This window comes from Burkholderia sp. (genome assembly GCF_018375725.1).
Classification (GTDB): Bacteria; Pseudomonadota; Gammaproteobacteria; order Burkholderiales; family Burkholderiaceae; genus Burkholderia.
Genome location: NZ_JAHACR010000003.1, coordinates 64,391 through 74,764, shown reverse-complemented (window position 1 = coordinate 74,764; position 10,374 = coordinate 64,391). Strand labels below are relative to the sequence as shown.

9 protein-coding genes and 1 pseudogene are annotated in these 10,374 nt (G+C 67.9%); 6 read left to right on the top strand and 4 right to left on the bottom strand.

Going from position 1 to position 10,374, the window contains the following annotated elements:
- Positions 1-4 precede the first annotated feature (4 nt).
- Positions 5-463, top strand: a complete 459-nt coding sequence (gene fliJ, locus KH616_RS02000; RefSeq protein ID WP_292233362.1) for a flagellar export protein FliJ — start codon at positions 5-7, stop codon at positions 461-463.
- A 30-nt stretch (positions 464-493) separates the two neighbouring features.
- A complete protein-coding gene (locus KH616_RS01995) occupies positions 494-1,906 on the top strand; it encodes a flagellar hook-length control protein FliK (RefSeq protein WP_292233360.1) in 1,413 nt (470 codons plus the stop codon).
- 17 nt (positions 1,907-1,923) lie between these two features.
- Here the strand turns inward: KH616_RS01995 and KH616_RS01990 are convergent, their stop codons facing one another.
- Positions 1,924-3,558 (bottom strand): GMC family oxidoreductase N-terminal domain-containing protein, encoded by a 1,635-nt coding sequence (locus KH616_RS01990; RefSeq protein WP_292233359.1) that lies wholly within the window; start codon positions 3,556-3,558, stop codon positions 1,924-1,926.
- A 479-nt stretch (positions 3,559-4,037) separates the two neighbouring features.
- On the opposite strand from KH616_RS01990, the gene KH616_RS01985 reads away from it, so the two are divergent.
- The gene (locus tag KH616_RS01985) at positions 4,038-5,510 is read left to right on the top strand and encodes a coniferyl aldehyde dehydrogenase (RefSeq protein WP_292233357.1); all 1,473 of its coding nucleotides are present in this window, start codon (positions 4,038-4,040) and stop codon (positions 5,508-5,510) included.
- A 64-nt stretch (positions 5,511-5,574) separates the two neighbouring features.
- Here the strand turns inward: KH616_RS01985 and KH616_RS01980 are convergent, their stop codons facing one another.
- Together KH616_RS01980 and KH616_RS01975 are read right to left on the bottom strand one after the other, a co-directional pair.
- Positions 5,575-6,597 (bottom strand): serine/threonine protein kinase, encoded by a 1,023-nt coding sequence (locus KH616_RS01980; RefSeq protein ID WP_292233355.1) that lies wholly within the window; start codon positions 6,595-6,597, stop codon positions 5,575-5,577.
- A gap of 40 nt (positions 6,598-6,637) precedes the next feature.
- Positions 6,638-6,850, bottom strand: a complete 213-nt coding sequence (locus tag KH616_RS01975) for a hypothetical protein (protein ID WP_004198969.1) — start codon at positions 6,848-6,850, stop codon at positions 6,638-6,640.
- A gap of 337 nt (positions 6,851-7,187) precedes the next feature.
- On the opposite strand from KH616_RS01975, the pseudogene KH616_RS01970 reads away from it, so the two are divergent.
- Together KH616_RS01970 and KH616_RS01965 are read left to right on the top strand one after the other, a co-directional pair.
- Positions 7,188-8,455, top strand: a pseudogene (locus tag KH616_RS01970) (MFS transporter).
- 224 nt (positions 8,456-8,679) lie between these two features.
- Positions 8,680-8,865: a hypothetical protein gene (locus KH616_RS01965; protein ID WP_292233352.1), complete on the top strand. Its 186-nt coding sequence runs from the start codon at positions 8,680-8,682 to the stop codon at positions 8,863-8,865.
- A gap of 57 nt (positions 8,866-8,922) precedes the next feature.
- On the opposite strand, the gene mgrA is transcribed toward KH616_RS01965, so the two are convergent.
- Complete coding sequence (gene mgrA / locus KH616_RS01960) at positions 8,923-9,966, bottom strand: L-glyceraldehyde 3-phosphate reductase (RefSeq protein ID WP_292233350.1); 1,044 nt, start codon at positions 9,964-9,966, stop codon at positions 8,923-8,925.
- Between the two features lie 182 nt (positions 9,967-10,148).
- Here mgrA and KH616_RS01955 point away from each other — a divergent pair, with 182 nt between their 5' ends.
- Positions 10,149-10,355, top strand: a complete 207-nt coding sequence (locus KH616_RS01955; RefSeq protein ID WP_292233408.1) for a DUF3185 family protein — start codon at positions 10,149-10,151, stop codon at positions 10,353-10,355.
- The last annotated feature ends 19 nt before the right edge of the window (positions 10,356-10,374 follow it).

Sequence of the window (10,374 nt, the reverse complement as noted above, 5' to 3'; positions counted from 1 at the left end):
GCACATGGCTCAAGGTTTTCCCCTGCAATTCCTGCTCGATCGCGCGCAGGAAGATCTCGACGCGGCGGCCAAGCAACTCGGCGTCGCCCAGCGCGAACGCACCGAAGCCGCCGGCCAGCTCGATGCCCTGCTGCGCTATCGCGACGAATATCACGTGCGCTTCACGCAGTCCGCGCAACAGGGCATGCCCGCGGGCAACTGGCGCAATTTCCAGGCATTCATCGACACGCTCGAGGCGGCGATCGGACAGCAGCGCCGCGTGCTCGCCGCCGCCGAAGCCCGTATCGACGAGGCACGCCCGCACTGGCAACAGAAGAAACGCGCCGTCGGCTCGTACGAGATCCTGCAGGCGCGCGGCGTTGCGCAAGCCGCGCAGCGCACCGCGAAGCGCGAACAGCGCGAAGCCGACGAACACGCCGCCAAGGTCCTGCGCATGCGGGCCGACGCGATGAAATCGACGTAACCGCCCCCGTTTTCGAACGAGAGATACGCCATGCCTCCACTGCCCCTTATCGGTGTGCTGCTCGATACCGCCGGCGCCGCACTCAAGGCCGTCCGCCACGCGGGCGCCAAGGATGCGTCCGCCGCGGCCATCCCGACCGGCGACGCCCCGCAGCCGTTCGCCCGGACGCTGCAGCAAAGCGTCGCAGCACAGCAGCCGGCCGTTTCGGCGAACGCACCGTCCAGCGCAGCGTCCGCTGCCTCGCCCACCGCTTCATCCGCCGCATCGGGTTCCACATCGGGTTCCGCGTCGACGCTCGCGAGCAGCACGGTACCGTCGAATCGCACCAGACCGCAGGCCAGCGCTGACGACAAGACGCACGACGACAGCACCACCGTCAATCCGGACGCCGCCGCGCTCGCCGCTGCCGCGGCCGTGCAGGCGCAATTGCTGGCGCGGCCGGACGCTGCACCGCCGGCCACGGCGTCCGTCAACGGCGATCCCGCGAACACCGCACAGCAAACGCTGGCCGGACAGGCCGCGACCGCGCTCGCCGTGACCGCGAACGCGACCAAGGACGCCGTGCAGCCGGGCGCCGCCGCACCGGCGACGAGCCGCGATGCACTGCACGCGGCGCTCGACAAGCTTTCAGGCAGTGCGAATGTCCTCGCTGCGCCCGCCACGGGTATCGCGGCGCCGCAAGACAGCACCACGCCGGCCGCCACGCCGCTCACGTCGCCCACGCCGAAGGCGCCGACCTTCGACAAGACGCTCGCCGACGCAAAAAGCGCGCTCACCGCCTCGTCGGCGCAGACGCCTGCGCAAGCGCCTGCCGCACCGCCGCTGCAAGCGGACGTTGCAAAGACGGATACCCCGCATGCACTCGCCGCGACGCAGGACGCCACCGACGCGGCACGCGCAACGCTCGCCGCCGCGACGGCCGCCGCGACGGCCGCCGCGCAGCCGAGCCTGCTGACATCGGCGGCCGCCGGCGCCGCGGCCCATGCACACGCGCTCGCACCGCACGTCGGCACCGCCGACTGGACGGAGGCGTTGAGCCAGAAGGTCGTGTTCCTGTCGAACGCGCATCAGCAGAGCGCGGAACTGACGCTCAATCCGCCGGATCTCGGCCCGCTGCAGGTCGTGCTGCGCGTCGCGGACAATCACGCGCACGCGCTGTTCATGTCGCAGCACGCGCAGGTGCGCGAAGCGGTCGAAGCCGCGCTGCCGAAGCTGCGCGACGCGATGGAAGCCGGCGGCCTCGGACTGGGCAGCGCGACCGTCAGCGACGGCGGCTTTTCCTCGCCGCAACAGCAGAACCCGCAACAGACCTTCGCCGGCGGGCAGCCGTCTCGGCGCGGCAGCGGCGCACCGTCAACCGGCAGCGCACCGGTCGACGTCGCGCGATCCGCCGCAACCGTTGCCACGTCAGGCCGCGCGGGCCTCGTCGATACGTTCGCCTGAGCATCGCCGCGCGGCGCTCAGCAGTCGAGCGTCGCCGCGTTGCGCCGCCCTGCCCCCGCCTTGCGCGTGGCCGCGATGAATGCTGCCGCGCGCTCGCCGATCATCACCGACGGCGCGTTCGTGTTGCCGCCGATCAGCGTCGGCATGACGGACGCATCCACCACGCGCAATCCTTCCACCCCGCGTACGCGCAATTGCGGATCGACGACCGCGCGGACATCCGAGCCCATCCGGCAGGTGCCGACCGGGTGATAGATCGTATCCGCATGCTCGACGATCGCGGCGCGCAGTTCGGCCTCGGTCTGGCCCGGATGCGTGTACAGCTCGCGGCCGCCCTGCGACGCGAGCGGCGTCTGCGACAGAATCCGGCGCATCGCCTGCGCACCGCGCACGAGCAGATCGAGATCGCGCGCATCGCTGAAGAAACGCGGATCGATCAGCGGCGCATCGCGCATGTCGCCGCTGGCGAGCGTCACCGTGCCGCGGCTGAACGGCCGCAGCGCGCATACGTGCAGCGAGTAGCCGAAGCCCCAGTGCATCTTGCGGTTGTGGTCGTCGACCAGCGCCGTGCAGAAATGCAGCTGCAGATCGGGCCGCTCGAGCGTCGGATCGCTCTTGATGAAGCCGCCCGCCTCCGCGACGTTGCTCGTCATCATGCCCGTGCGGCTCGACCGGTAGCGCATGAACGCGGGCACCATCTTCGCGATTCCGCGCAGGCAGATGCCGACCAGCTCCGACGCGTTCACGCGCGTGTTGATGATGAAGTCGATGTGGTCGATCAGGTTCGCGCCGACATCCGGCGCATCGTGCACGACCGGGATGCCGAACCGGCGCAGCTGGTCGGCCGGGCCGATCCCCGAGCACATCAGCAGTTGCGGCGAGTTGAACGCGCCCGCCGACAGCACCACTTCCGCCCGCGCGCCGAGCGTCTCGATCCGGCCGTTGCGCGACACCACCACGCCGACCGCGCGCTTGCCATCGAAGCCGACGCGCAGCACGGTCGCATCGGTCATCACGTGCAGGTTCGGGCGATCGTGGCCGTAGAGATAGGCACGCGCGACACTGCAACGCGAGCCGTCGCGATGCGTGACCTGATAGAAGCCGACGCCTTCCTGCGTGGCGCCGTTGAAATCGTCGTTGAGCGGATAGCCGGCCGCATGCGCGGCCTGGATGAATCGTTCGGAAAACGGATTGCGAAAGCGCAGATCCGACACGGTGAGCGGGCCGTCCGCGCCATGCCAGGCGTCCGCGCCGCGCTGGTTGCCCTCCGCCCGCCGGAAATACGGCAGCACGTCCTGCCAGCCCCAGCCGGTGCAGCCGAGCTGCGCCCATTCGTCGTAGTCGAGCGGATGACCGCGCGTATAGATCATCGCGTTGATCGCACTCGAGCCGCCCATCCCGCGTCCGCGCGGCTGGTAGCCGCGGCGTCCGCCGAGACCCGGCTGCGGCACGGTCTCGTAGCCGTAGTTGGTGCCCAGCTTGAACGGCACGAGCGCCGCAATGCCGACCGGCATGTTCACGAGCAGATTGCGATCGGTGTGCGCGCCGGCCTCGATCAATGCAATCGTCGCGTCGGGGCATGCATCGGCAAGCCGGGCCGCGAGGCTCGCGCCTCCGGATCCTGCGCCGACGATGATGTAGTCGTATTGCATGTCATGTCTCCTTTGTCGCGTGAATGGCGGCCGGATCGTTCTTGTCGTGTTTTTGTACCCGGGCATTGTAGAAACGCATGCTTGCGCGCGGCACAAGGATTCAAGAGCGATTCCTCTAAACGCACACGTGAACTAAATTTAAGATGCGTGGATTCGTTCGGGGCGACATCGCCGGCCAAAAGAAGCCGATCTGTCGCGAAATGGGATAAACAGGCATGCAGCGACACGTTCCGGAGGCGGTACGCCACCCCGGTCTTCCGGTTGCGGCGCACGTACGCCGCACATCGTTTGAAACAGGCACGCGGGCGGGCGCGGGCGTCGTCCTGCGCGCCGTGCACCGGAATCGAACGGCGCGCATGCCGACAGGCCGCATGCATGGCACACGCAATCGCCCCTATTGCACAACACGGCCCGTCGCAACGCGGGCGCCTGCGGCGTGACTGCCGGCCGATACGCCACGCTCAACTGGAGGAGACGACATGAAGAATGATCTGCCCGAACTCGCCCCGCGGCCCGAGGCCGCCGCTTTCCCGGGGACACAGGAACGTCCTGCCGCCGATACGCTGACGTCGCTGCTGCACGATCAGCGCGCCGCCTACCTGCGCGCGCCGTATCCCGACTGGGACACGCGCGCGACGCACCTGCGCGCGCTGCGCACGATGCTGCTCGACCATGCCGATGCGCTCGCCGAAGCGATCAGCGCCGATTTCGGCCATCGTGCGAAGCAGGAAGTGCTGCTGTCGGAAATCTGGATGGCGAAGGAGGAGATCGACGAGGCGCTCAGGCACGGCAGGCGCTGGATGAAGCCGATCCGCAAGCCGATGAACAAGTGGCTGCGTCCCGCGCGCGCCAAGGTGATCCCGCAGCCGCTCGGCGTGGTCGGCATCGTCGTGCCGTGGAACTATCCGGTGCTGCTCGCGGCGGGCCCGCTGATCTGCGCGCTCGCGGCCGGCAATCGGGCGATCATCAAGATGTCCGAACTGACGCCGCGCACGTCCGCGCTGTTCGAACAACTGATTGCGAAGACCTTCGCGCGCGATCACGTCGCGGTGGTCAACGGCGATGCGGAAGTCGGCGCTGCGTTCAGCGCACTGCCGCTCGACCATCTGCTGTTCACCGGCTCGACGCAGGTCGGCCGTCACGTGATGCGCGCGGCAGCCGAGCATCTGACGCCGGTCACGCTCGAGCTGGGCGGCAAGTCGCCGGCGATCATCGGACCGAACGCACGCTTCGACGCGGCGGTCGACGCGATCGTCGCGGGCAAGACGCTGAACGCGGGCCAGACCTGCATCGCACCCGACTACGTGCTGCTGCCGCGCGGCATGGAAGCGGCCTTCATCGAACGCGCCCGCGCGCGGCTCGACAAGATGTATCCCGATTTCGCAGACAACACCGACTACACGTCGATCGCAACCGAGCGCCACTTCGCGCGGCTGCAACGGCTGGCGAGCGAGGCGCAGGCGGCCGGCGCGCAGCTGCACCCGCTCGCCGACGCGTCGTCCGACCCGGCGTCGCGCCGCTTCGTGCCGTGCGCAGTCACGCAGGCGAGCGGCGCGTCACGGCTGATGCAGGAGGAGATCTTCGGGCCGCTGCTGCCGCTCGTGCCGTACGAACGGCTCGACGAAGCGATCGCATACGTGAATGCGCGGCCACGGCCGCTCGCGCTGTATCTGTTCGACGAAGACAGCGGCACGGTCGACCGCGTGATGCGCGAGACGATCTCGGGCGGCGTATCGGTCAACGAAACGCTGATGCACATTGCGTGCGGCAGCCTGCCGTTCGGCGGCGTCGGGGCGAGCGGCATGGGCGCGTACCACGGCTACGACGGCTTCGTGACGTTCTCGAAAATGAAGCCCGTGCTGACACAGGCGCGCTTCAACGCGCGCAACCTGCTCGCGCCGCCGTACGGCAAGCGCTTCGCCGCGTTGATCAAGCTGATGATGAAGCTCTGAGCGCCGCCCGCGGCGGCGCCATGCGATGCGATGTGCCGCGCGGCATCGCGCCGGCGCGGATCCGTCACACGGGCCAGAGCGGCCCTTCCTGCATCGCGCCGATCTGCTCGCGCAGTTCGAGCACGCGCGCTTCCCAGTAGCGGTGCGTGTTGAACCACGGAAACGCGGCGGGGAATGCCGGATCGTCCCAGCGCCGCGCGAGCCACGCCGCGTAGTGAATCAGACGCAACGTACGCAGCGCCTCGATCAGGTGCAGCTCGCGCGGATCGAACGCATGGAAATCCTCGTAGCCGGCCAGCAGATCGGCCAGCGCGCGTGACGCGCCCGCGCGATCGCCGGGCAGCAGCAGCCACAGATCCTGGATCGCCGGCGCCATCCGGCTGTCGTCGAAATCGACGAAATGCGGCCCCGCGTCGGTCCACAGCACGTTGCTCGGATGACAGTCGCCATGGGTACGCAGCAGGCGAATCTCGCCCGCGCGCGCGTACGCGGCCTCGACGCCTTCGAGCGCCAGCGAGACGGCGGCTTCATACGCGGGCCGCACGTCGTCCGGGATGAAGTCGTGCGAGAGGAGATAGTCGCGCGGCTCGTAGCCGAACGTGCGAATGTCGAGCGTCGGACGCGCGACGTAGGCCTCGGTCGCGCCGACCGCATGAATGCGGCCGATGAAACGTCCGAGCCATTCGAGCGTATCGCGGCGATCGAGATCGGGCGCGCGTCCGCCGCGCCGGTCGAAGATCGAAAAACGGAAGCCGTCGAACGCATGCAGCGTGCGGCCTTCGAGGACGCGCGCGGGCACGGCCGGGATCTCGCGTGCGACGAGTTCGGCGACGAATGCGTGCTCTTCGAGGATCGCGTCGTCGGACCAGCGCGCCGGACGATAGAACTTCGCGACGATCGGCGGCCCGTCTTCGATACCGACCTGATAGACGCGGTTTTCGTAACTGTTGAGGGCGAGGAGGCGCCCGTCGGTGCGCATGCCGGCCGGCATCAGCACGCTGTCGAGCGCGTCGAGCACGCACTCGGGCGTGAGACCGGCGAAGGGCGGCCCGGCCGGGGAAGCGGAGGCGGTAGTGACTTCGTTCATGCCTCGCATTGTGCCGCCAGCCGGGCCGAAAGACGAGCGCTCAGTGCAACGCCGCACCCGCCGGCAGCACGGATTCGCCGGTGTCGATCAGATCCTCGAGAAAGAACGGCTCGGTGTTGAGTTCTTTCGACTCGCCCGGCACGCCAGCGTACCAGGTGACCATGGCCATGTCGCCCAGAATGCGCTGGACGATGCCGCGCGCGCCCTTCGGCACCGCGATATGGGTAGTGCAGACAATCGACCCGACATGCATGATGTTTCCCCACTCTTGAAACTTGAAACCCGGCCGCAACGGCATGGCCGGCAAATGCGCGATCCGCGCCGCCGCTACAGGGGCGGCAGCGCGTATCCCATTGTTCACGGTTTATCGCAGCGCGAAAAGAAGAAGAAGCGGCCAAGGTGCCGCGATTTCGCTGAATTGTCTCCAATCAACCACTGCGCCGCCCGCGCGCTTGCGCCGGCGACGCCCCCATCATACCCTGTCGCCCGTCACAGCCCGCCGTTCCCGGCCATCGGCCCGGCAGGCGACGCGATTTCCGCAACCGGCGTATCGTTGACGCCTTTCTTCCCCGTTGCTCCGGAGATTTCGCGTGACTGCCCCATCCGGGACGGCGTCGTCCACGCCACACCCCGCCTCGACACCTTCCGCCTCGACATCCGGCGCCTATCTCGAACGCGGCTCGCGCAGCTACTGGCGCGCGAGCGTCGCGCTGCTGTTTGCCGGCTACGCGACGTTCTCGCTGCTGTATTACGTGCAGCCGCTGCTGCCGGAATTCTCGAAAACGTTCGGCGTCAGTCCTGCGCAAAGCAGCCTCGCACTGTCGTTCTCGACCGCGACGCTCGCGCTCGCGGTGTTCGTCGCCGGTTTCGTGTCGGAAAGCCTGAGCCGTCACCGGCTGATGACCGTGTCGCTGACGCTGTCGTCGCTGCTCACGATCGGCGCCGCGTTCGCGCCGCACTGGCATCAGATGCTGGTGCTGCGCGCGCTCGTCGGCCTGGCGCTCGGCGGCGTGCCTGCGGTCGCGATGGCGTATCTCGCCGAGGAAGTGCATCCGGGCGGTCTCGGCCTCGCGATGGGACTTTACGTCGGCGGCACCGCGATCGGCGGCATGGCCGGACGCGTGATCACCGGCGTGCTCGCCGACCTGTTCACGTGGCGCGTCGCAGTCGGCGCGATCGGCGTGCTCGGACTCGCGTCGACGCTCGCGTTTCGCGCGCTGCTGCCGCCGTCGCGCCATTTCACGCCACGCCGCGGCCTCGACCTGGCGCATCATCGCGCGTCGCTCGCTCGACACCTGACCGGCCGCCGCGAACTGCCGGTCCTGTTCGCGATGGCGTTCCTGCTGATGGGCAGTTTCGTCACGCTTTACAACTACATCGGCTATCGCCTGCTCGCGCCGCCGTATTCGATGAGCCAGGCGACGATCGCGCGATCTTCGTCGTCTATCTGGCCGGCGTCGTCGCGTCGCCTTGGTCCGGGCGGATGGCCGATTCGATCGGCCGCGGCCGCATGCTGGTCGCGAGCGTCTGCATCATGCTCGCAGGCGTCGCGTTGACGCTGCTGCAGCCGGTCGCCGTGATCGCGCTCGGCATCGCATGCGTGACGTTCGGCTTCTTCGCCGGTCACTCGGTGGCAAGCGGCTGGGTCGGGCGGCTCGCGCAGCAAGGAAAGGGACAGGCCGCCGCGCTGTACCTGCTCGCGTACTACCTCGGATCGAGCCTGGTCGGCTCGTTCGGCGGACACTTCTGGAGCGCGCGGGGCTGGCCGGGCGTCGCCGGCCTCGTCGCATTGCTGCTGGTCGCAGCCCTCGCCGCATCGGCGTGGCTGCGCGCACGCGAGCGCGCCGGCGCGGCATGACGGCTCGCCATGCACGGCATACGCCGTGCGCGCGTCACGCGAAAGGCCGACGAAAGCAACACGAAAGACATTCGTCGCATGGAAAGCGCATGTGTGCGCGTTGCCGTGTTTTCGCCTGATCTTTAATGGTTCGGATAGCGAAAAACGGAGTGCCGTTTCCTATACTCGGAGTAACGGCTCCGCCCGTCATCGGGTCGGACCGGCACGAAAAACAGGAGACACGCATGACGACTTATTTCACGATCGGCGATTTCGTCCTGCTGATTCCGCTCGCGTTTGCCGGCGCGCTGTTCCTCGGCGCGATTCCGTGTTCGACCCAATTCCGCCATAACCTGCTTCGCGTGCTGGGCGCGCTGCTCGGCGTCGGTGTCGCGATGCTGCTGGTCGAAGGATTGCCTGCGCTGATCTAGCCGCGGCGATGCTTCCGCACGGCGCGTCGCAATCGCGCGCGCCGTGCCCGTCACCGGTCAGATCGCCTGATCGGTGGACGGCTTTTCCCACAGATTGATGCCGCCTTCCGTCGCATACCGGTCGATCTCGGCGATCTCCTCCGCCGAAAATTCGAGGTTCTTCAACGCACCGACGTTTTCACGCACCTGTTCCGCGCGGCTCGCGCCGATCAGTGCGGACGTCACGCGCCCGTTACGCAGCACCCACGCGAGCGCCATTTGCGCGAGACTCTGGCCGCGCCGTTCGGCGATCCCATTCAACTTGCGCACCTGCTCGAGATTGTCCGCGCTCAGGTGAGCGTCCTGCAGCGAACCGCCGCCCGGCTTGTTGACGCGCGCGTCGGCCGGCACGCCGTTCAGATACTTCGACGTCAGCAGTCCCTGCGCGAGCGGCGTAAAGGCGATGCTGCCGGTGCCGAGCTCGTCGAGCGTATCGAGCAATTCCCGCTCGACCCAGCGGTTCAGCAGGTTGTACGAGGGCTGGTGAATCAGCAGCGGCACCTTGTACTGCGCGAGCAGCGCGGCCATTTCACGCGTCTTCGCCGCCGAGTACGACGAAATGCCGACATACAGCGCCTTGCCCTGCTGCACCGCCGTCGCCAGCGCGCCGGCCGTTTCCTCGAGCGGCGTATGCGCATCGAAACGGTGCGAATAGAAGATGTCGACGTAGTCGAGTCCCATCCGCTTCAGGCTCTGGTCGAGGCTCGCCAGCACGTACTTGCGCGAGCCGCCGCCGCTGCCGTACGGCCCCGGCCACATGTCCCAGCCCGCCTTCGTCGAGATCAGCAGCTCGTCGCGATACGGCCTGAAGTCCTCCTTCAGCAAACGCCCGAAGTTGGTCTCGGCGCTGCCGTACAGCGGCCCGTAATTGTTTGCGAGGTCGAAGTGCGTGATGCCGAGATCGAATGCGGTGCGCAGAATCTCGCGCTGCGTCGCGATCGGCGTCGTGTCGCCGAAGTTGTGCCACAGGCCGAGCGACAAGGCCGGCAGTTTGAGCCCGGACTTGCCGCACACGCGGTACTGCATGTCGGAATAACGTTCGGAAGCTGCTTCGTAAGCCATGGGTATTCCCGTCAGGACATCGGATGAAGCGCGCCGGCCATGCGCATGGCGCGGCGGCGGTGGAGGAAGCGCAGCACGCTATGGTAGCGAACGCGATGTATGCGTGCATGCACGGCAATGGACGCGGCTTGGGCGCTCGCCTACACTGCGGCGTCTCGATCTACCGTTTCAGCGAGGTTTGTATGACCCGGGCCCTCTCGGTTGCGTTGCTCGTCGGCGGCATTGTGCTGCTGTACTTCGGCGGGCAGTCGTTCCATTCGATCAACGACCATGTCGCGCGTTTCTTCACCGGCTCCCCGGCGACCAAGACGATCCTGCTGATCGCGGGCGGCGCCGTCGCGATGCTGGCGGGCCTGATCGGGCTGTCGATGCCGGGCGGCAAACGCTGACGCCCGGCCGCGCCGGATG

What these genes read in the sequence shown, in the direction of transcription:
- KH616_RS01985 (WP_292233357.1), top strand. Translation starts at nt 4,038, where the DNA reads ATGAAGAATGATCTGCCCGAACTCGCCCCGCGGCCCGAGGCCGCCGCT.
- mgrA (WP_292233350.1), bottom strand. Translation starts at nt 9,966, where the DNA reads ATGGCTTACGAAGCAGCTTCCGAACGTTATTCCGACATGCAGTACCGC.
- KH616_RS01995 (WP_292233360.1), top strand. Translation starts at nt 494, where the DNA reads ATGCCTCCACTGCCCCTTATCGGTGTGCTGCTCGATACCGCCGGCGCC.
- KH616_RS01990 (WP_292233359.1), bottom strand. Translation starts at nt 3,558, where the DNA reads ATGCAATACGACTACATCATCGTCGGCGCAGGATCCGGAGGCGCGAGC.
- KH616_RS01980 (WP_292233355.1), bottom strand. Translation starts at nt 6,597, where the DNA reads ATGAACGAAGTCACTACCGCCTCCGCTTCCCCGGCCGGGCCGCCCTTC.
- KH616_RS01965 (WP_292233352.1), top strand. Translation starts at nt 8,680, where the DNA reads ATGACGACTTATTTCACGATCGGCGATTTCGTCCTGCTGATTCCGCTC.
- fliJ (WP_292233362.1), top strand. Translation starts at nt 5, where the DNA reads ATGGCTCAAGGTTTTCCCCTGCAATTCCTGCTCGATCGCGCGCAGGAA.
- KH616_RS01955 (WP_292233408.1), top strand. Translation starts at nt 10,149, where the DNA reads ATGACCCGGGCCCTCTCGGTTGCGTTGCTCGTCGGCGGCATTGTGCTG.
- KH616_RS01975 (WP_004198969.1), bottom strand. Translation starts at nt 6,850, where the DNA reads ATGCATGTCGGGTCGATTGTCTGCACTACCCATATCGCGGTGCCGAAG.